Origin of the sequence: Streptomyces viridiviolaceus (assembly GCF_014650995.1) — a bacterium.
In the GTDB taxonomy this organism is placed as follows: domain Bacteria; phylum Actinomycetota; class Actinomycetes; order Streptomycetales; family Streptomycetaceae; genus Streptomyces; species Streptomyces viridiviolaceus.
Genome location: NZ_BMWA01000010.1, coordinates 22,411 through 42,144, shown reverse-complemented (window position 1 = coordinate 42,144; position 19,734 = coordinate 22,411). Strand labels below are relative to the sequence as shown.

15 protein-coding genes and 1 pseudogene are annotated in these 19,734 nt (G+C 71.5%); 8 read left to right on the top strand and 8 right to left on the bottom strand.

The features are described 5' to 3' along the window. Positions 1 to 76 precede the first annotated feature (76 nt). The 3 genes and pseudogenes from IE260_RS43060 to IE260_RS15795 form a co-directional block, all read left to right on the top strand. Positions 77 to 361, top strand: a pseudogene (locus IE260_RS43060) (aspartate/glutamate racemase family protein); the annotation flags it as partial. Positions 362 to 374: 13 nt separating this feature from the next. Then, positions 375 to 830: an aspartate/glutamate racemase family protein gene (locus IE260_RS15800; RefSeq protein ID WP_268254925.1), complete on the top strand. Its 456-nt coding sequence runs from the start codon at positions 375 to 377 to the stop codon at positions 828 to 830. 38 nt (positions 831 to 868) lie between these two features. Beyond that, entirely contained in the window at positions 869 to 2,071 is a 1,203-nt protein-coding gene (locus tag IE260_RS15795; protein WP_189872220.1) for a cysteine desulfurase-like protein, read from the top strand. Positions 2,072 to 2,096: 25 nt separating this feature from the next. On the opposite strand, the gene yicI is transcribed toward IE260_RS15795, so the two are convergent. Continuing rightward, on the bottom strand, positions 2,097 to 4,367 hold the full coding sequence (gene yicI / locus IE260_RS15790; protein WP_189872219.1) for an alpha-xylosidase: 2,271 nt from the start codon (positions 4,365 to 4,367) through the stop codon (positions 2,097 to 2,099). Between the two features lie 283 nt (positions 4,368 to 4,650). Between yicI and IE260_RS15785 the strand changes: the two genes are divergently transcribed. The 4 genes from IE260_RS15785 to IE260_RS15770 are packed head-to-tail and all read left to right on the top strand — an operon-like array spanning position 4,651 to position 9,148. Beyond that, positions 4,651 to 5,937, top strand: a complete 1,287-nt coding sequence (locus IE260_RS15785) for an ABC transporter substrate-binding protein (protein ID WP_189872218.1) — start codon at positions 4,651 to 4,653, stop codon at positions 5,935 to 5,937. 11 nt (positions 5,938 to 5,948) lie between these two features. Then, positions 5,949 to 6,902 carry a carbohydrate ABC transporter permease gene (locus IE260_RS15780; protein ID WP_189872217.1) on the top strand — a complete coding sequence of 318 codons (954 nt, stop codon included), beginning with the start codon at positions 5,949 to 5,951 and terminating at the stop codon, positions 6,900 to 6,902. Between the two features lie 6 nt (positions 6,903 to 6,908). After that, on the top strand, positions 6,909 to 7,736 hold the full coding sequence (locus IE260_RS15775; RefSeq protein ID WP_189872216.1) for a carbohydrate ABC transporter permease: 828 nt from the start codon (positions 6,909 to 6,911) through the stop codon (positions 7,734 to 7,736). 32 nt (positions 7,737 to 7,768) lie between these two features. Further along, a complete protein-coding gene (locus tag IE260_RS15770) occupies positions 7,769 to 9,148 on the top strand; it encodes a GH1 family beta-glucosidase (protein WP_189872215.1) in 1,380 nt (459 codons plus the stop codon). Positions 9,149 to 9,187: 39 nt separating this feature from the next. On the opposite strand, the gene IE260_RS15765 is transcribed toward IE260_RS15770, so the two are convergent. Genes IE260_RS15765 through IE260_RS15740 form a run of 6 tightly spaced genes read right to left on the bottom strand, consistent with a single transcriptional unit; the run spans position 9,188 to position 17,523 of the window. Further along, positions 9,188 to 10,429: an ROK family protein gene (locus IE260_RS15765; RefSeq protein WP_189872214.1), complete on the bottom strand. Its 1,242-nt coding sequence runs from the start codon at positions 10,427 to 10,429 to the stop codon at positions 9,188 to 9,190. 54 nt (positions 10,430 to 10,483) lie between these two features. Further along, the gene (locus tag IE260_RS15760; protein WP_189872212.1) at positions 10,484 to 12,148 is read right to left on the bottom strand and encodes a sialidase family protein; all 1,665 of its coding nucleotides are present in this window, start codon (positions 12,146 to 12,148) and stop codon (positions 10,484 to 10,486) included. Positions 12,149 to 12,186: 38 nt separating this feature from the next. Then, positions 12,187 to 14,283, bottom strand: coding sequence for a glycoside hydrolase family 2 protein (locus tag IE260_RS15755; protein ID WP_189872210.1), 2,097 nt, complete (start codon positions 14,281 to 14,283; stop codon positions 12,187 to 12,189). 53 nt (positions 14,284 to 14,336) lie between these two features. Then, positions 14,337 to 15,230 carry a carbohydrate ABC transporter permease gene (locus tag IE260_RS15750; protein ID WP_189872208.1) on the bottom strand — a complete coding sequence of 298 codons (894 nt, stop codon included), beginning with the start codon at positions 15,228 to 15,230 and terminating at the stop codon, positions 14,337 to 14,339. A 2-nt stretch (positions 15,231 to 15,232) separates the two neighbouring features. Continuing rightward, on the bottom strand, positions 15,233 to 16,165 hold the full coding sequence (locus tag IE260_RS15745; protein ID WP_188180139.1) for a carbohydrate ABC transporter permease: 933 nt from the start codon (positions 16,163 to 16,165) through the stop codon (positions 15,233 to 15,235). Then, complete coding sequence (locus IE260_RS15740; protein ID WP_189872206.1) at positions 16,162 to 17,523, bottom strand: ABC transporter substrate-binding protein; 1,362 nt, start codon at positions 17,521 to 17,523, stop codon at positions 16,162 to 16,164. Before IE260_RS15740 ends, IE260_RS15745 begins: the two co-directional genes overlap by 4 nt. A 266-nt stretch (positions 17,524 to 17,789) precedes the next feature. On the opposite strand from IE260_RS15740, the gene IE260_RS15735 reads away from it, so the two are divergent. Next, entirely contained in the window at positions 17,790 to 18,818 is a 1,029-nt protein-coding gene (locus IE260_RS15735; RefSeq protein ID WP_189872204.1) for a LacI family DNA-binding transcriptional regulator, read from the top strand. A gap of 49 nt (positions 18,819 to 18,867) precedes the next feature. On the opposite strand, the gene IE260_RS15730 is transcribed toward IE260_RS15735, so the two are convergent. Further along, positions 18,868 to 19,533, bottom strand: coding sequence for a maleylpyruvate isomerase family mycothiol-dependent enzyme (locus IE260_RS15730; RefSeq protein WP_189872202.1), 666 nt, complete (start codon positions 19,531 to 19,533; stop codon positions 18,868 to 18,870). Between the last annotated feature and the right edge of the window lie 201 nt (positions 19,534 to 19,734).

Below are 19,734 nucleotides of genomic sequence, written 5' to 3'. Positions count from 1 at the left end.
GTGCCGGTCACACAGCCCGGCCCCGACGACCGGGCAGGCGGCACCTTGTGGGCGCCGGCGCCCGCTCGCAGGGTGTGTGTCACGTCGTTCCGCCGCTCCTGGAGGTGCTGTGAAGCTCACGGTCGTGCTGCCGGTCATCACCGACGCGTTCACCGAGGAGGTCCGCAGGGAGGTGGGCGCCTGGATCACACCCGGCACGGAGGTCGAGGTGCGGCGCATCGCGCGCGGCACGGCCTCCATCGAGTCCGCGTACGACGAGGCGCTGGCCGGTCCCGGCATCCTCGACGCCGTGCGCGAGGCCGCCGAGGACGGGGCCGACGCGGTCTTCGTCAGCTGTTTCGGCGATCCGGGGGTGCAGGCCGCGCGGGAGAATCGTGGACCTTCCCGCGGTGGGCGGCTTCGAGCCCGCCGTGCTCACCTCGCTGGCGCTCGGCGAGCGCACGGGGGTGATCACCGTGCTGCCGAACGTGCTGCCGATGCTGAACGGCCTGGTCCGCCGCTACGGCCTGACCGAGCGGGTCGGATCCATCCGCGCGGTGGACATCCCGGTGCTCGACCTGGACGCCGGGGACGGGCTGCTGGACGCGCTGACCGGACAGGCCCGGGCCGCGGTGGCCGCCCGGGAGGCGGACGTGGTCGTGCTCGGCTGCACCGGCATGCTGGGAGTGGCGGCGGCCCTCCAGGAACGGCTGACCCGGGACGGTGTCTTCGTCCCTGTCGTCGATCCCACCGGAGCTGCGATCATGTGGCTGGAGTCGCAGGTGCGGCTCGGGGTGCGTCCCAGCCGCACCACGTACATGCCGCCCCGGCACAAGGACCGCGTCAGCTGACGCCCGACCGAAGTCATCCGCGCCCACCAGGAGTTCACATGGCACTCGACGCCGACGCGATCCGCTCTCGGATACCCGCCCTGAAGTCCGGTTCCGCCCGCTTCGACGCGCCCGGCGGCACCCAGACGCCCCAGCCGGTCATCGACGCGATCGCGGAGGCCCTGAGCCGGCCACTGGCCAACCGGGGGCGGACCACCGAGGGCGAGCGCAACGCCGACGACATCGTCGCGGAGGCCCGGGGGGCGCTGGCGGACCTGCTCGGCGCCGACCCGCGGGGCGTGGTCTTCGGCCGCAGCGCCACGCAGTTGGCGTACGACCTGTCCCGGACGCTGGCCAGGACCTGGGGGCCGGGTGACGAGGTGGTCGTCACCCGACTGGACCACGACTCGAACATCAGGCCCTGGGTCCAGGCGGCCCAGGCGGCCGGCGCGACGGTGCGGTGGGCCGACTTCGACCCGGAGACCGGGGAGCTGCGCCCCGAGCACGTCGAGGCCGTGCTCTCCCCGCGCACCCGGCTGGTCGCGGTCACCGCGGCGTCCAACCTGATCGGCACCCGGCCCGACGTCCCGGCCGTCGCCGCCCTGGCGCACGGCGTCGGGGCGCTGCTGCACGTGGACGCGGTGCACTACGCCTCGCACGCCGCCGTCGACCTGGCGGCGCTGGGCGCGGACACGCTGGTGTGCTCGCCGTACAAGTTCCTCGGCCCGCACCTGGGCGTACTGGCGGCCCGGCCCGAGTTCCTGGAGACCCTGCGCCCCGACAAGCTGCTGCCCTCCAGCGACGCCGTACCCGAGCGCTTCGAGCTGGGCACCCTGCCCTACGAGCTGCTGGCCGGCGCCCGCGCCGCGGTCGACTTCCTCGCGGACCTGGTGCCGGACGCGGCGGGCAGCCGCCGGGACCGGCTCGTCGCCTCCTTCGCGGCGCTGGAGGCCCACGAGGACGCGCTGCGCGAGCGGATCGAGGAGGGGCTGGCTTCTCTCGGCGGGATCACCGTGTACTCGCGGGCCGGGCTGCGCACCCCGACCCTGCTGTTCACGGTGGCGGGTGTGCGCCCGGCCGACGTCTCCCGGCACCTGGCCGGGCAGGCCGTCGACGCCCCCGCCGGTTCCTTCTACGCCGTGGAGGCGGCGCGCCGGCTCGGGCTGGGCGACGAGGGCGGCGTGCGCGTCGGGCTCGCGCCGTACAGCTGCGGCGAGGACGTGGAGCGGCTGCTGGCGGCGCTGGGCGGCCTCCCCCGCTGACGGACGAGGCCGCGCCCGCCTCGCCTCACGTGAGCGGCACGCTCACCTCGCCGGTTCCCTCGGCGCTCGCCCCGCCCGCGACCCGCACGGTGAACGGCCGGCCGGTGCCGCTCGCGGTGACCCGCAGGACGTCGCCGTCGCGCCGGACCCGGAACGTGGCGGCCGGCGTGCCCAGCAGGTCGGGCACGGTGACCTCGGCCGCGTACCCGGGCCCGGCGGACGGGTGGACGAGCAGGGTCGGCGCGTCCAGCCAGTCGCCGTCCGGTCGCCGGTCGTCGGAGGCCAGCGGCAGGACGGCGCCCTCCCTGACGTACAGCGGGAGGCTGTCGTAGCCGTGCCGCTCGGTGCGCCACGCCGGGCCGGTGACCCGCTCGCCGGTCAGCAGGTGGGTCCAGGTGCCGGCGGGCAGGTAGACCTCGACCTCGCCGTCCTCGGTGAACACGGGTGCGACCAGGAGGTCGGGGCCGAGCATGTACTGCCGGTCCAGTTGGCGGCACGCCGGGTCCTGCGGATATTCGAGGACCATGGGCCGCATCACCGGCACGCCGGTGTGGTGGGCCTCGACGGCGGCGCCGTACAGGTACGGCATCAGCCGGTGCTTGAGCAGGGTGAAGCGCCGGGCCACGTCGACGGCCTCCTCGCCGAACTCCCACGGCACCCGGTACGACGAGGATCCGTGCAGGCGGCTGTGCGAGGAGAGCAGGCCGAAGGCCAGCCACCGCTTGAAGACCGCGGGGTCGGGCGTGCCCTCGAAGCCGCCGATGTCGTGGCTCCAGAAGCCGAAGCCGCTCAGGGACAGCGACAGGCCGCCCCTGAGCGACTCGGCCATGGCCTCGAAGGACGACCAGCAGTCGCCGCCCCAGTGGACCGGGTACTGCTGGCCGCCCGCGGTCGCGGAACGGGCGAAGAGGACCGCCTCGCCCTGGCCGCGCTCCTTCTCGAGGAGCTCGAACACCGTCCGGTTGTAGAGGTGCGTGTAGTAGTTGTGCATGCGCTCCGGGTCGGAGCCGTCGTGCCAGACGACGTCGGTGGGGACGCGCTCGCCGAAGTCGGTCTTGAAGGAGTCGACGCCCTGGTCCAGCAGCGGCTTCAGCTTCGAGGCGAACCAGTCGCGGGCCTCGGGCCTGGTGAAGTCGACCAGGCCCATGCCGGCCTGCCACAGGTCCCACTGCCAGACGTCGCCGTCCGGGCGCCGCACCAGGTGACCGAGCGCGGCGGCCTCGTCGAACAGCGGGGACTTCTGGGCGATGTAGGGGTTGATCCAGGCGCTGACCTTCAGTCCCTTGGCCTTCAGCCGGGCGAGCATGCCCTCCGGGTCGGGGAAGACGTCCGGGTCCCACTGGAAGTCGCACCACTGGTACTCGCGCATCCAGAAGCAGTCGAAGTGGAAGACGGAGAGCGGGATGCCGCGCTCGGCCATGCCGTCGACGAACGACATCACGGTCCGCTCGTCGTACGACGTGGTGAAGGACGTGGTGAGCCACAGACCGAAGGACCAGGCGGGCGGCAGGGCGGGGCGGCCGGTGAGGGCGGTGTAGCGGGTGAGGACGTCCTTGGGGGCGGGGCCTGCGACGACGTAGTACTCCAGCGTCTGGTCCTCGACGCTGAACTGCACCTGTCCGACGGACTCGGAGCCGACCTCGAAGGAGACGGCGCCGGGGTGGTTGACGAAGACGCCGTAGCCGCGTGAGGAGAGGTAGAACGGGACGTTCTTGTACGACTGTTCGCTGCTGGTGCCGCCGTCGGCCTGCCAGATGTCGACGACCTGGCCGTTCTTGACGAACGGGGTGAAGCGCTCGCCGAGGCCGTAGATCTGCTCGCCGACACCGAGTCCGAGCCGGCTCAGCATGTGGTGGGCTCCGTCGCCGGTGGTGGCGAACGCGGTGCCCTTGGCGTTCGCGCGGGTCAGCTCGCGCCCGTCCGCGTCGTGGAAGGTGAGGCTCCACGGTCCTGCCCGGTCGAGCCGCAGGGTCAGCGGGCCGCTGGTCAGCTCGGTGACGGTGCCGTCCCGGCGCACCGCTCCGGCGCCGTCCGGCGCGCCCGTGAGGGAGAAGTCGGGGCCGGGCCGGCGCTTGCCGGAGTGGTGGGTGACCCGGACGCCGATGACGCCCTCGGCCGGAGAGAAGCAGTCGACCGTGATCAGCGGCGCGTTGAGCGTGTCCCCCCTCCGCGTCACCTTCTTCACGGCTGCATAGGCGGTGAAGCGCTTCGATTGGGCGCGGACGTCGCGTACCTCGGTGGCGTACGAGAGCTGCACACCCTCGCGGATGAGCCAGAAGCCGTCGGTGAACTTCATGATCTTCCTTGGGTGGGGCGGGAGGCTGGCGAGTGGGAGCACGAGGGCGTCTCACAGCTTTTTGATCGTACACAAAACAAATCCGCATTCCGAGACCTTCATGCCACCTTCAGGGCTCTGAACAGGCAGTATCACCCACACGAACAGTCTCCTCACGCCACGGGGCGGAGAGAGCGAGGCCACTTGGCTCTAGCGCGACAGCGCGTCCTTGACGTATTAGTCATCACATCAAACAAAACGGTCCGGCGAGGAAGCCGGACGGTACGACAGCAAGGGCCGCCCCATGTCGAAGCGCTTCACCTCGCTCGCCTTGACAGCACACCCTCCGGCCACCGGGCCCGGCGGGCGCGGACGCTCCCGCAGAGCCGTCGCGCCGGTCGCCGCCGCCTGCGCGCTGATCGCCGGGGCCGCGCTGACCGGCTGCGGACAGCAACGCGACGCCGACGTCTACACCGTGCTGAACTCCTCGACCGACGAGTCGTACCACCGCTGGGACGCGGAGGCGATGACCCGTTGCGGCGAGCAGCTGGGCGTCACCATCGAGCAGCAGAGCGTCCCTGCCGCGCAGGTGATGACCAAGGCGCTGCGCATGGCGTCCTCGAAGTCCCTCCCTGACATCGTGCAGTTCGACGCCTCCGAGATGCCGACCTTCGCCGAGGCCGGCGGCCTGGTCGACCTCAGGAGCCTCGGACTGAGCACCGACGACATCCCGCCGGGCATCGTCGACTTCGGCTCGTACAAGGGCACGTACTACGGTGCGGCGCGGTCGGTGAACACCCTCGCGCTCTTCTACAACAAGGACATCCTCGACGAGGCCGGTCTGAAGGTGCCGGCCACCTGGGCCGAGCTGCGGGAGACCGCGCGGAAGCTGACGCAGGGCAAGCGGTACGGTCTGGCGCTCAGCGCGGGCGGCGCCGAGGACGGCGTCTTTCAGTTCACGCCGTTCATGTGGTCCAACGGCGGCGACGAGACGAAGCTGGACAGCCCGCAGGTCGCCGAGGCCCTCGACTACTGGAAGAGCCTGCTGAAGGACGGCTCGCTGTCGAAGTCGACGGTCAACTGGACGCAGGCGGACGTCAACGACCAGTTCATGGCCGGCAACGCGGCGATGATGATCAACGGCCCGTGGCAGGTGGAGACCCTCAACACGGACAAGTCGCTGCACTGGGGCATCGCGCAGATCCCGGTGCCCGAGGCGGGTGACGACTCGGTGGGTCCGCTGGGCGGTGCCGTGCTCACCGTGCCCGGCACCGGTGACGAGGCACGGGAGAGGACGGCCGGCCGGATCGTCGCCTGCCTCGCCGGCGAGAAGGAGCAGCTGACCTACGCGCTCAACAGCTGGATGGTCCCGGCCAACGCCGAGGCCGCCGCCGTGTGGCGCGAGCGGGTGCCCGAGCTGGACGCGCTCGCCGACCAGGTCGCCGCCGCCCGGTCCCGTACGGCCAAGCTCGGCGCCGGCTGGTCGAACGTGTCGCTCGCCCTGCAGAGCGCCTTCCAGTCCGCCCTGACCGGACAGTCCAGCGAGGCCGCCCTGAAGCGCGCCCAGCAGCGGGCCACGAGCGGGAACTGAGGTACGCGCACATGACCACGTCCACCGTCACCGCCCAGGCCCCCGTCACGGCCTCCCCGGCGTCCACCGCGCCGGACCCGGCCCGGCTGCGTCGCCGGCGCAGGCTCGCCCAGTGGGGGTTCGTCGCCCCCGCGGTCGTCTTCATGCTGCTGTTCTTCGGCTACCCGCTCGTCCGCAACGTCGTGATGAGCTTCCAGCACTACACGCCGAAGACCTTCTTCACCGGTGAGGCGCCCTTCAACGGCACCGACAACTGGTCGAACGTGTTCCAGGACGCCCTGTTCGGCAAGGCGCTGTGGCACACCCTCGTGTTCACGGCCGGATCGCTGCTCGGCCAGTTCTGCATCGGGCTGGCGCTCGCGGTGTTCTTCAGCCGCCGGTTCCCCCTGGGCGGGGCGCTGCGGTCGCTGATCCTGCTGCCCTGGCTGGTGCCCATGGTGGTGTCCGGCATCGTCTGGCGGCGCATCCTCGACCAGGACACGGGCGTGCTCAACTCGTTCCTGGACACCCTGGGCCTCGGCGGTCACACTCCATGGCTGACCAGTCCGCACATGGCCCTGCTGTCCGTCGTCCTGGTCAACATCTGGATCGGCATCCCGTTCAACATGGTCATCCTGTACGGCGGTCTCCAGGAGATCCCGAAGGAGCTGTACGAGGCGGCCTCCCTGGACGGGGCCTCGGCGTGGCGCACCTTCCGCTCCATCACCCTGCCCATGCTCAAGCCGGTCATCACGGTGGTGCTCGTCCTCGGCTTCATGTCGACGGTCAAGATCCTCGACCTGATCCTCGCCCTCACCGACGGCGGTCCCGCCGACTCCACCCAGACCCTCGGCACGCTCACCTACCAGAACTCCTTCGTGCAGCTGGACTTCGGCGCGGGCGCGGTCGTCGGCAACGTACTCATCCTGATCTCCGCCGTGTTCGCGGTGTTCTACCTGCGGGCCAACCGCACCGAGGGGAAGTGACCGACGATGGCCACCCACACGCCCACCGCGTCCCGGCGCCGCTGGGGATCCACCGTCGCCGGTGTGATCGTCCTGTGCGTGATGCTCTTCCCGCTGTACTGGATGCTGAACACGGCGCTGCAGCCCGAGGCGGGGCTGCTGCAGGTCGACCCGGTGCCGGGCACCCTGGACCTGTCCGGGTTCTCCCAGGCCATCAGCGACCAGGGCGGTCATCTGCTGACCTCGCTGGCCGTCTCGCTCGGCGCGGTCGTCATCTGCCTGGCCGTCGCGGCTCCCGCCGCGTACGGGCTGGCGCGGTTCGGGCTGCGCGGCTCGCGGACGATCGTGTTCGGCACGCTGATCACCCAGATGGTGCCGGGCATCGTGATCGCCAACGCGCTCTACAACTCGTACGTCGACCTGGGACTGGTGAACTCCTACTTCGGCCTGATGCTGGCGGACGCCTCGCTCGGCATCCCGTTCTCGATCGTGCTGATGCGGTCCTTCATGGTCTCGATCCCGGGCGAGGTGATCGAGGCCGCGCAGATGGACGGTGCCGGGCCGGTACGGACGTTCGTGCGGGTGGTGCTGCCGATGAGCCGCAACTCGCTGATCACGTCGGGGCTGTTCGCCTTCCTGTTCTCGTGGAGCGACTTCATGTTCGCGCTCACCCTGAACACCACCGACGACGTCAAGCCGATCACGCTGGGCATCTACCAGTACATCGGCGCGCACGTCGGCGACTGGGGGTCGGTGATGGCCGCGTCCGTGCTCTCCGCGGTCCCGGCGGCCGTCCTGCTCGTCCTCGCCCAGAAGTACATCGCCGCCGGCATCACCGGCGGTTCCGTCAAGTGACCCTTCCAGACCAGGAGATGGGCTTTCCCCGCATGAGTGACTTCCCCTCCTTTCCGCCGGGCTTCGTCTTCGGTGCCGCGACCGCCTCGTACCAGATCGAGGGCGCGGCGCACGAGGACGGTCGCGGCCCGTCGATCTGGGACACCTACAGCCACACCCCCGGTGCGACGGCGAACGGCGACACCGGTGACGTGGCCTGCGACCACTACCACCGCTATCCGCAGGACGTGGTGCTGCTGCGCGACCTGGGCGTGGACTCGTACCGCTTCTCGATCGCCTGGCCGCGGATCGTGCCGGACGGCGGCGGCCCGGTGAACGCCAAGGGGCTGGACTTCTACTCCCGCCTCGTCGACGAACTGCTCGCGGCGGGCATCGAACCGGCCGCCACGCTCTACCACTGGGACCTGCCGCAGGCTCTGGAGGACCGGGGCGGCTGGCGGGTGCGGGAGACGGCGGAGCGGTTCGCCGAGTACACGGCCGCCGTCGCCGAGCACCTCGGCGACCGGGTGCCGCGCTGGATCACCCTCAACGAGCCCTGGTGCAGTGCCTTCCTCGGCTACTCCGTCGGCCGGCACGCTCCCGGAGCCCGCGAGGGCCGGGGCGCGCTGGCCGCCGCCCACCACCTCCTGGTCGGCCACGGCCTGGCGGTCGAGGCGCTGCGGGCGGCCGGGGCGCGCGAGGTCGGCATCACGCTCAACCTCGACCGCAACCTCCCGGCCTCCGGCTCCCCCGCCGACCTGGCGGCCGTGGTCCGCGCCGACACCCAGCACAACCTGGTGTGGACCGATCCGATCCTCGCGGGCCGCTACCCGGCCACGGAGGAGGAGACCTGGGGCGAGCTGATCACCGGGGAGGACTTCCGGCGGGACGGCGACCTGGAGCTGATCTCCCGGCCGCTGGACTTCCTCGGCATCAACTACTACCGGCCGATCGTGGTCGCCGACGCCCCCTACCGCGAGAGCGACCCGGCACGGCGCGTGGCGACCGACAACCGCTACGAGGAGGTGGTGCTGTCCGGCGTGCGGCACACGGCGATGGGCTGGCCGGTCGCCCCGGCCACGTTCACCGATCTCCTCGTGCGGCTGAAGGAGCAGTACGGCGACGCGCTGCCGCCGGTCCACATCACGGAGAACGGCTCCGCGGAGGACGACACGGTCGCCGCCGACGGCACGGTGCACGACGCCGACCGGGTGGCCTACCTGCGCGAGCACCTGACCGCACTGAGGGCGGCGATGGACGCGGGCGTGGACGTGCGCGGCTACTACGTGTGGTCCCTGCTGGACAACTTCGAATGGGCGTTCGGCTACGACAAGCGCTTCGGCATCGTCCGGGTCGACTACGACACGCAGGAGCGCACACCCAAGGACAGCTACCACTGGTACCGGGAGCTGATCGCCGCGCACCGCGGGTGACCTGCCGAGGGGCCGCCGGGCAGAGGGGCGGCCCTTTCCTCAGTTCCCGGCGCGTTCGGCGTACGCCGCCGGGTCCGCGAACACCTCGCGTACGATCACGCCGGCCGCGCCGCGGGCCGCGTCGCCGCGGGACGAGGACGCCCTCAGCCGTTCACCGCCCTCGCGCCACAGCCCCGAGACCACGCGGAGCGCGAGTTCACGGTCGACGGCGGGGGCCAGCCAGTCCATCAGCTCCCGGTAGACACCGCCGAGCATCACCGCGTCGGGGTCGAAGAGGTTCACCGCGCCCGACACCACGACGCCGAGCCGACGCCCCGCCCGCTCGATCGCCGACAGCGCGGACGGGTCGCCCCGCCGGGCCCGGCGTTCGAGTTCCGCGACGCCGGGCAGGCCCGCGTCGGCGGCGATGCCCGCGGCCTCGAGCAGGGCGGCCTGGCCGGCGTACTGCTCCAGGCAGCCGCGGGCGCCGCACCGGCACAGCGGCCCGTCGGGGTCGACCACCATGTGGCCGATCTCCCCGGCGAAGCCATGGGCTCCGCGCAGCAGTTCGCCCCCCAGCACCAGCGCGCCGCCGATGCCGATCTCGCCGGTGAGGTAGAGGAAGCTGCGCACGCCCTCGGTGCCCGCGCCGAACCACAGCTCCGCGAGGGCGGCGGCGTTGGCCTCGTTGTCGGAGCTGACCGGCAGCGCCCGGTGGGTGGGACGCAGGGCCAGCAGCGCCTGGGCGAACAGTCCCTCGACCGCGACCCGCTGCCAGCCGAGGTTCGGGGCCTGGCGCACGGTGCCCCCGGTCACCAGGCCCGGCAGGGCGACATGGACGCCGGCGGGCGCGAGGTCCTGTTCGGCCGCCGAGCCGATGGCGCGGGCCGCCAGCCGGGCCGCGCGGGCCAGCACCTGAGAGGGCTGGACCCCTCGGTTGTCGACGTGTTCCACGAGCCGGACCCGGTCGGTGCCGGCGAGGTCGACGACGCACACGGTGACGTAGTCGATGTTGATCTCGACGCCGACGCCGGCCGGACCGGAACGGGACACCTTCAGGACGGTGCCGGGGCGTCCCGCCTGACCGCTGCTGGTCTTGCCCCCTTCGGTGACGTAGCCGTACTCCAGCAACTGCTCGACCAGGGACGACACCGCCGCGCGGGTCAGTCCGACGTGCGTGGCGACGCCGGCCCTGGTCGCCTCCCCCGCGTCGTGCACGGCCCTCAGGACCAGACTGAGGTTGTGCCGTCTGACCGTGGCCTTGTCGGCCTTCGGCTCCAGGGGGGTCAGGTTGTTCTTCATCGTGGTCCGAGCGTATGCGACGCCCGGAGCGCCGGTCCGCGCCCCCGTCCCCCGCTACCCGGGCAGGTTCCACTTCTGGGTGCCGAGGCCGTTGCAGTCGTAGATCTGCAGCTTGGTGCCGTTGGCCGTGGCGCCGGAGGGGATGTCCAGGCAGCGGCCGGACTGCGGGTTCAGCAGGGAGCCGTCGCTCCGGTGGCGCCACTGCTGGCCGCCGACGCCCACGGCGCAGTCCCACAGCTGGACCTTGGTGAAGTTGGCCGTGCCGTTGCCGTCGATGTCGAGGCATCTGCCGAAGGCGCGCAGCGTGCCGTCGGGAGCGACCGACCAGCGCTGGCCGGTGGCGGTGTTGCAGTCCCACAGCTGGACGGCCCTGCCGTTGCCGCTGGTGTTGGTGTCGACGTCCAGGCACCTGCCCGCCACCCACGGCGTGGTGACCTGGCCGGCCGGACCGCCGAGCGCGCCGGTGCCGAAACGGATCTGGCACTGGTTGCCGGTGCCGAGCCAGGTGGCCGTCAGGTAGAGGAAGGAGGTGCCGTCGGCCCGCGGCACGACGGGTGAGCTGTAGGCCGGGCAGGAGGGCTCGCCGGGGTTGTAGCCGCCGGTCGGGTCGGTCAGGACCGGGGCCTCGATCTCGGTCCACTCCCCCGCGCCCAGGTCGGTGTTGGCGAACAGCACGCTGCCGGACTCGGCCATCACGGCCTTGTTCCCGGTGGGCCCGGTCACGACGCGCTGGCCGGACATCAGCAGCGTGCCGTCGGGGCCGCCGCCCGGTACCCAGGCTAGGTAGGGGGTGTGGAGCAGCTCCCTGCCGTCGGCGGTGCGCACGAGGGTGCCGGGGTCGTCGGCGGGCGCCCAGTTCAGGCCGTCGGGGCTGGTCTTGGTGTAGACCTCGCAGGCGTGGTCGGCGTCGGTGGCGTCCCGGCACATCTCGTACGCCATCATGAACCGCCCGTTCGGCAGCGGGACGACGATCGACATGCCGGGGCGGGCGAGGGCGTCGGCGGGGAAGGCGACGTCCTTGGTGAGGGTGCCGCTCCAGGTGCGTCCGCCGTCGGTGGAGGTGTAGTGGCCGATGACCTGGTTGTTGGTCGGGCTGTTCGCGGGCCGCTCGTCCGAGATGAAGCAGGCCAGGGTGTTGTTCGGGGCGAGCAGGAACCAGGGTTCCCAGATGCCGTGCCCGATGGTGTCGGGCAGGCCGCTGGTCCGGGTGCAGTCGGAGAGGTACTGCCAGCTCAGGCCGTGGTCGGTGCTCTTGAAGACCTCGATCTTCTGCGTGGTGTAGTCACCGGCCCGCCAGGCGGTGCCGGCGGCGAGCAGGTCTCCCTGGTTCAGGCCGTTCGCGGTGCGCGGCACCTCGTAGAGCACCGGGGCCTCGATGTCCCAGCCGGCGGTGTGGGAGGTGATCGTGGAGATCGGCGTGGTGCTCCAGGTGCGGCCGCCGTCGGTGCTGCGGTGGACGGGCAGGGTGTTGGTGGTGCCCTGGTTGCGCCGGGCGTAGGTGGCGAGCATGGTCTGGCCCGCCGAGCCGTCGTGGTCGAGGCGGACGGCGCGCGGGTAGCTGTCGTCGCCCTGCGGGTGGGCCGCCAGGTCGGGTGACGCCAGGACCTGGCCGGCGGGCGCGGCCGAGGCGGGCTGGGTCCACAGGGACAGCAGCGCCGCGACGAGGGCCAGGACGCCGAGCAGCGCCGGAGATGTGCGTCTGGGCGAGGGGTTGCGCACGGATCGACTCCTTGGTGGTGGGTGCCGGGTGGTGCGGGTCAGTGGGCCTGGGCGGCGCGGGCGGCCGGGTCGTCGCCGATGTGCGGCTCGGTGCGGGTGTCCACGTCGAGGGCGGTGCGGGCGGCGACGGTGCCGTCCACGACCAGCGCCAGGTGCAGCCGACCGCCGGCCCAGCCGGCGGGCAGGGCGGCGGGCACGGTGACGGGTGCGCCGAGGACGTACGGCTTGGCCCCGGCACGGCAGCCGGGCACCGCCTCGCCCGGGTCCCGGGGGGTGGGCGCGTACACCGGGGTCCAGGTGGTGTGCACGGTGCCCTCGACCGGGTCGGACCCGTGGTGGGAGACGCGCAGGTCCACGGTGAAGTCGGGCGTGGGGGTGAGCAGGTCTCGGCCCGGGGCGACCGGTGTGACGTCCAGGACGAGGGTGGTCGGCGCGTTGACGTGGGCCGGGTCGACACCGGCGAGGTCCTTGGCGGCGCGCCGGAAGTCCAGCAGTCCGGCGCTCTCGTGCTCGATGTCGTACAGCTCGGTGTAGACGTACCCGGCGAGGCGGTCGTGGCGGCGCAGTTCCTGGGTCTGCCAGCGCAGGTGCCAGGCGCGTTCCAGGCCGGTGAAGCCGCCGCCGTACTCGCTGTTGAGGTTGGGCAGGCCGCGCAGGGGCTGTGCGGGGACGGCGAGCTTCTTGTGGACGACGTGGTCGGGGCCGAGCTTGACGGGGAAGTCGTCGCGTGCGCCGGAGAGCAGGTCGGCGACCGTGGTGGCCCAGGAGGCGGCGCTCTCGTCGTAGTAGTGCCAGTCGAGCAGGTCGGTCCTGACGTGGGTCCAGCCGGAGTTGTCGACGACCGGGCGGGTGGGGTCGAGGGCCTTGAGCCGGTCGTAGGCGTCGGCGGTGGCCTTCTGCTTGGCCGCGTCGCCGGGGATGTCCCAGTCCAGGCCCCACTCCTCGTTGTACAGGCCCCAGATGACGATGGCGGGGCTGTTGCCGTCGCGTTCCACCATCGGCTCGATCTGCTCGGCGAAGGCGGCGACGGACGCGGGCGAGAAGCGTCCGGGCGAGGCGGGCTCGGCCCACAGGAGCATGCCGAGGGTGTCGGCGTGGTGGAGGTAGCGGGGGTCCTCCAGCTTGAGGTGCTTGCGTACGAGGTTGTAGCCGGCGTCGGCGGCGAGCTCCAGGTCCCGGCGCAGGGCCGTGTCGTCGGGGGCGGTGATGCCGGTGTCGGGCCAGTAGCCCTGGTCGAGCACGCCGCGGACGAACAGCCGGCGCCCGTTGAGGTACAGGTTCTCGCCGTCGACGGTGATGGTGCGCAGGCCGGTGTAGGAGGCGACCCGGTCGGTGCCGTCCGCGGAGGTCAGCTCGGCGTCGACGTGGTAGAGGTGCGGGTCCTCGGGCGACCAGTGCCGGGGTGTGGCGAGGAGGAGTTCGGTGCGGGCCCGCCCGTCGGGGTCGACGGTCATCGTCACGGCGGTGGCCTCGCCACGGACGCGCAGCCGCAGCGACGCGCCCTCGACGGCCGGCCCGTGCACGGCGGCTTCGACGCTGATCCCCGTCAGGTCGTGGTTGGGGCGCAGGCGGAGGGAGGCGAGGTGGGTGGCGGGCCGGGACTCCAGCCAGACGCTCTGCCAGATGCCCGAGGACGGGGTGAAGCAGACGCCGTCGTAGTCGTCGCGGGGCATGCTGCGCTGCTTGCCGTGGGCGATGTCCCGCTTGTCGGCGGGGGCGTGGACGCGCACGGTGAGCAGCTGCTCGCCGTCGCCGAGGGCGTCGGTCACATCGGCCGAGAAGGGGGTGTAGCCGCCCTCGTGGCGGGCGACCTCGGTGCCGTTCACCCACACCATGGCCTCGTGGTGGACGGCGCCGAAGTGCAGCACGACGCGCTGGCCTGCCCAGTCGGCCGGCACGGTGAACGTACGCCGGTACCAGGCGGTCTGCAGCCAGTGCGCGGCGATGCCGGAGGCGGGGGTCTCCCAGGCGAACGGCACGGTGATCCGCTGGTCGTAGCCGTCGGCCGCGTCGGCGGAGTACCGCTCGGCGGGGTCGGCGCGGAAGTCCCAGGTGCCGTTGAGGCCGAGCCAGGCGTGGGAGCGGTCGAAGTGGGGGCGGGGGTATTCGGGACGAGGGGCCTGCTGGGTGGACATGGGGTGTGTGCTCCGATCGGTGCGCGGGGCGGGGAGGGGCGGGTGACGGGGCGTCAGCCCTTGACGCTGCCCGCGAGGATCCCGTTGATGAAGTGGCGTTGCAGCAGGACGAACAGCACCAGCACGGGCAGCATCGCGATGCTTCCGGCGGCGAGCAGTTCGCCCCAGACGGTCGCGAAGTCGGCGCCGACGCGGTTGCCGGCGACGTTCTGCGCGAGGGTGGACAGGACGACCTGGAGCGTCTGGTGGCTCTCGTCGTTGACGGCGACGACGGGCCAGACGAAGTCGTTGTAGATGTTCATGGCGGTCAGCACGCCGAGCGCGGCGATGCCGGGACGGATGACGGGCACCACGATCCGGGCGAAGATGCCGAACTCGCTCGCGCCGTCCACGCGTCCGGCGTCGAGGAGTTCGTCGGGGACCGCGGCGATGGTCTGCCGCATCCAGAAGATGCTGAAGGCGTCGATGCTGCCGGGCAGGATCAACGCCTGGTAGGTGTTGACCCAGCCCAGTTGGCTCATCTCCAGCAGCAGCGGGATGATCAGCACGAGGGTCGGCAGCATCAGGGTGAGCATCAGCACCCCGAAGAGCAGGTTCTTGCCGGGGAAGCGGTACTTGGCGAAGGCGTAGCCGGCCAGCGGGCAGAAGAACATGGTCATCGCGCCCTTGACCGCCACGACCAGCACGGTGTTGACGAACCCGGTGCCGATCGGCACGTCGTCGAACATGGCCCGGTAGTTGTCCAGGGTGGCCGCGCCCGGCGAGAAGGACAGCGGGTCGCGGACGATCTCGGCCGGCGGCTTCAGCGAGGAGCTGACGGCCCACCAGATGGGGTAGACGAACACCACGGCCAGAAGACCGAGCACGAGGTACTGGAAGGGGCCCGGAGCGGGCCGGGAGAGGCTCTTGCGCCGCTCGCTGTTGCGTTCCTTGCTCTGGCTGATCATGGTCACTCGTCCCGGGAGCGGAGCAGACGCACGGACAGCAGGGACAGGGCGAACACCAGCAGCACCAGCAGGAAGGAGTTCGCGGCGCCGGTCCCGAGGTCGGACGTCGTGATGTGGTTGTAGAGGTAGAGGCCGCCGGTGGTGGTCGAGCCGTAGGGCCCGCCCTGGGTGACCACGTGGGGTTCGGCGAACATCTGGAACACCGCGAGGGTCTGCACCACCACGAGGAAGGCGATGCTCCGGCGCATCAGCGGCAGCGTCAGCGACCAGAACTGCCGTTTCCGCGAGGCGCCGTCGAGGGAGGCGGCCTCGTAGACGTCGGCGGGCACGGCCTGGAGTCCGGCGAGCAGGATGATGACCGCGAAGCCGGTGGTCTTCCACAGGAACAGCAGCGCGAGCGTCGGTTTGGCCCAGGCGGTCGACTGCAGCCAGTCGACGCCGGGCAGGCCGACGAGGCCCAGCAGGTGGTTGACCAGCCCGTAGTCGGTGTCGAAGGCCACGATCCAGACCTGTGCCATCGCCACCAGCGGGGTGACGAACGGCGCGATGAAGGCGACCCGGAACATGCCGCGCAGCCGCAGCCTGGCGTTGGCCAGCAGGACCGCGGCGGCCAGGCCCCCGACGATCTGCACCGGCACGATGAGCAGCCACATCACCGCGCTGTTGCCCAGCGACGACCAGAACTCCTCGCTGGTGAGCAGGTAGGTGTAGTTCTCCAGGCCGATGAAGTGCGCCTCGCCCGCGCCCTTCCAGTCGGTGAAGCTCAACTGGAGGGCGAAGACGAGCGGATACAGGCCGAAGGCGGCGAAGACGACGTAGAACGGGGCGACGAAGAGGTACGGGGTGAGGAACGGCCGGCGGCGGGAGCGCGCGGGGCGCGGCGGCGCCGGGGCGGCCCGCTCCCGGCGTGCCGGGGTGAGGGTCGTGGGTGTCATGCGCGGTCCACCAGATTGCGCTGGATCTTCTTCGTGGAGTCGTCGATGACGTCGTCGGGCGCCATCTTCCCCTCCATCAGCCGCTGCAGGTTGTTCCCGAGGTAGTCGACCGACTTGTTCCACCAGGCGGGGATCGGCGCGGCGGGCGGGATGGCGTCCGCGGCGTCGACGGCGACCTTCCACAGGTCCTGGCCGCCGAGCGCGGCGACCGGTTCGAACAGCGGCCTGTCGGCGCGGCGGGCGGGGGCGTAGCTCGGTACGGAGGTGGTCAGGCCGCCGGGGTAGATCTCGCTCGGGCCGTACACGGCGCTGTACCCGGGCTCCTTGAAGCACAGGAACTCATAGAGCAGCCAGGCCAGGTGGGGGTTCTTGGCCTTCGCCGGGATGATGAAGCTGCTGCCGCCCATGGCGCCGCTGCGCGCTCCGCCCGGGGTCCAGGCGGGCAGGGGGGCGGCCCGCCACTTGCCCTGGGTCTTCTTCAGCAGCTGCTGGGGCGCGAAGGACCACCACACCGCCCAGGGAACCAGGGCCTGCTGCCCGTTCTCCAGGGCGGCGAGGTCGGCCTGCTTGAGGTATTCGGCATGGGTGACCAGTCCGTCGTCGACGGCGTCCCGGATCCAGTTGAGGATGGTGCGGTACTCCTTGGAGTCCAGCCGCACCTTTCCGTGCTCGTCGGCGAGGCTGGTGCCCTGCTGGCCGGCGAGCATCTCCAGCCAGAGCTGTCCGAGGAAGGGGTCCTTCTCCATGTGGATGGGGCGGGCCGCGGGGTTCTTCTCCTTCAGCGACCGGGCCGCCGACAGCAGGTCGTCGTAGGACTTGAGGTCGGCGGGGTCGACGCCCGCGTCCTCCAGCAGGTCCTCGCGGTACCAGAGCAGCCCGGGATCGAGGTCCCAGGGGACGCCGTAGATCCGGCCGTCGACGGTGTTGACCGACAGCTTGTACGCCGACGTCCTGTTCCGGTAGGGCGCGATCAGGTCCGTCAGGTCGTACAGGTGCTCGGCCTGGCTGCCGATCTTGGCGTCGTCCCAGAAGCTGCCGTCCGGCAGGTCGGTGCCGCTGATCAGGGTGTTGGCGAGCTTGGCGTCGATGTCGACGGCCTGGTGGTTCACCTTGACGTCCGGATAGGCCTTGCGGAAGGCGTCGATGGCCGCGTCGAAGACCTTGAACAGGTCGCCCGAGCGGTTCCAGATGGTGATCTCCCCCTTGGCGGAGGCGCTGGGGGTGCCGGTCAGTTTGCGCGGTTCGGACCCCGAGGAGCCGGGGGCGCACGCCGCGAGCGGGCCGGCGGCGACGGCGAGCGCACCGGCGCCGAGGGCACCGCGCAGGACGCTGCGGCGCGGGACGGGTGGTCTGGACATGAGCACGGCTCCTCTGTCGGGAAGGCGGTCGCGAGGGAGCAGGGAGGGGACGCGTGCGCGGCGGACCGGACTGCGCGCAGGCGTCGTCCGCACGGCAGTGCGCCGGTCGCCGCCAACTGCTCTGCAACGATGCAGAGATGATGCTGCGCCTTTTGCAACGATGCAATAGCTGAGTAACATCAACCTGCGTCAGCGGTGGTCGCACCGGCGCCGGCGCGAGATGCTTCCGACGGAAGAAGCCCGCGAGGGCTGTGAGGGGGAACTGGATGGCCGGCTCCACGCTCCGCGACGTCGCACGACGCGCCGGGGTCTCGATCCGCACCGTGTCCAACGTGGTCAACGGGTCGGTCCCCGTCTCCGAGGAGCTGCGGACGCGGGTGCAGGCGGCGCTCGACGAGCTCGACTACCGGCCGAATCTGGTGGCCCGCAATCTCCGCCGGGGACGCAGCGGGATGATCGCCCTCGTCGTCCCCGAGCTCGACGTGCCGTACTTCGCCGAGCTGGCCCGGGAGGTGATCACCGCCACCCGCGCCCACGGGTACGTCGTCATGCTCGACCAGACCGACGGTGACGGTGAGCGCGAGCGGGAACTGCTCGGCCGGGAGTCGCGCGCCACGATGTTCGACGGTCTGCTGCTGAGCCCGCTGACCATCTCGGCGGAGGAACTGCGCAGCCGCACCAACCGGGTGCCCGTCGTGCTGCTCGGCGAGCACATCTTCAACGGCAGCTTCCACCACGTGGCGATCGACAACGTCGCTGCGGCCCGGGAGGCGACGGAGCACCTGCTCGGACTGGGCCGCCGGCGCGTCGCGGCCATCGGCGACCAGCCGTACAGCACCGGTGAGACGGCGCAGTTGCGCACCATCGGCTACCGCCAGGCGCTGGAGCGGGCCGGGCTCACGGTCGACGAGGACCTGATCGTCCCCACCCAGCGCTTCCACCGCCACCTGGGCGCCCAGGCCATGGAGCACCTGCTCGCCCTGCCGGAGCCGCCCGACGCGGTCTTCTGCTACAACGACCTGCTGGCCATCGGCGCGATGCGCGCCGCGGCACGGGCCGGGGTACGGGTGCCCGAGGACATCGCCGTCGTCGGCGTCGACGGCATCCAGGAGGGGCAGTACAGCTCCCCATCACTGACCACGGTCGCCCCCGACAAGGCCCAGATCGCACGCACGGCGGTCGGCACCCTGCTGGCCGTCATCGACGGCTCGGCACCACCGCCGACCGAGACGAAGGCTCCCCACCAGCTGCTGGTGAGGGAGAGCACGGTGGGGACGGGGGGCGCGGGGTCCTGAACCCCTCGCCGCCCGCGTCGGAGCATCCGGTCGACGACATCGTTCACTGTCACGCCGGTCCGCAACGGCTGCGGAGGAGTTCCACACCGTCGCCTTCGAGATCGTCGCAGTACGTCGCGCGCCCGGTCATGGCCATCAACAGGGACAAGGTGCTGCCGGACACGAGAGGCCCGGAACCGGTCATGAAGGGACCGTCGTCCGCCACGAGTCTCAGGCCACCGATGCGTCCCTTGGCGACGACCACCATGTCCGAGCCCCGGTAGTACTCGGCCGTCTCCGTGACGACCCCGATCGGGTGGTCGCGGCGGATGCCCAGCGGGCGCCGGATGTCTTCTCCGTGCACGACCGTCTCGCCCAGCAGGGCGATGGCGGGCAACGGCGGCTTGGTCGTGCTCGGGACGATCCGCCGAAAGCGTTCAAGGGTCTCGCCCGGGGTCGCGCCGAGCTGCTCGGCCAGCCGCATGGCCACCTGCTTGTCGAAGTCGAACCGGCAGCGGATCACACCCGCCAGCCACCTCACGGCGTTGAGGCTCGCGCCCGCGGTCAGGTGCGCCAGCACCTCACGCACCGTCAGACCGGTGCAGAGCGAGGGCGTCGCCCACTGCTCGTCCGTCAGATCTGCGAGATCGGCCGCCAGCGCCGCTCGCTCGCTGCGGATCAAGGACCAGACCCCGGTCTCGCGATTGCGGTCTGCCGTCAGTGCCGGGTCACTCATGTCGGGCTGGTCTCCTGTCGAGGATCGTGATCTGCCTCGCCCCGGCCCGAACAGGGGACGTCCGGCAGGGGCGTTCCCGATGGAGACTGTTGTTCCGGAGCAAAGTCGTCGCCGGTGAGCGCCATATTTTCCGGCACCCGAACCCGGATCGCACCAGCACCGGCAAGACCGCCCGCTTCCCCCGAAGGCGGGCGGCCTCAG

What these genes read in the sequence shown, in the direction of transcription:
- IE260_RS15795 (WP_189872220.1), top strand. Translation starts at nt 869, where the DNA reads ATGGCACTCGACGCCGACGCGATCCGCTCTCGGATACCCGCCCTGAAG.
- IE260_RS15730 (WP_189872202.1), bottom strand. Translation starts at nt 19,533, where the DNA reads ATGAGTGACCCGGCACTGACGGCAGACCGCAATCGCGAGACCGGGGTC.
- IE260_RS15735 (WP_189872204.1), top strand. Translation starts at nt 17,790, where the DNA reads ATGGCCGGCTCCACGCTCCGCGACGTCGCACGACGCGCCGGGGTCTCG.
- IE260_RS15750 (WP_189872208.1), bottom strand. Translation starts at nt 15,230, where the DNA reads ATGATCAGCCAGAGCAAGGAACGCAACAGCGAGCGGCGCAAGAGCCTC.
- IE260_RS15780 (WP_189872217.1), top strand. Translation starts at nt 5,949, where the DNA reads ATGACCACGTCCACCGTCACCGCCCAGGCCCCCGTCACGGCCTCCCCG.
- IE260_RS15745 (WP_188180139.1), bottom strand. Translation starts at nt 16,165, where the DNA reads ATGACACCCACGACCCTCACCCCGGCACGCCGGGAGCGGGCCGCCCCG.
- IE260_RS15765 (WP_189872214.1), bottom strand. Translation starts at nt 10,429, where the DNA reads ATGAAGAACAACCTGACCCCCCTGGAGCCGAAGGCCGACAAGGCCACG.
- IE260_RS15740 (WP_189872206.1), bottom strand. Translation starts at nt 17,523, where the DNA reads ATGTCCAGACCACCCGTCCCGCGCCGCAGCGTCCTGCGCGGTGCCCTC.
- yicI (WP_189872219.1), bottom strand. Translation starts at nt 4,367, where the DNA reads ATGAAGTTCACCGACGGCTTCTGGCTCATCCGCGAGGGTGTGCAGCTC.
- IE260_RS15775 (WP_189872216.1), top strand. Translation starts at nt 6,909, where the DNA reads ATGGCCACCCACACGCCCACCGCGTCCCGGCGCCGCTGGGGATCCACC.
- IE260_RS15785 (WP_189872218.1), top strand. Translation starts at nt 4,651, where the DNA reads ATGTCGAAGCGCTTCACCTCGCTCGCCTTGACAGCACACCCTCCGGCC.
- IE260_RS15770 (WP_189872215.1), top strand. Translation starts at nt 7,769, where the DNA reads ATGAGTGACTTCCCCTCCTTTCCGCCGGGCTTCGTCTTCGGTGCCGCG.
- IE260_RS15755 (WP_189872210.1), bottom strand. Translation starts at nt 14,283, where the DNA reads ATGTCCACCCAGCAGGCCCCTCGTCCCGAATACCCCCGCCCCCACTTC.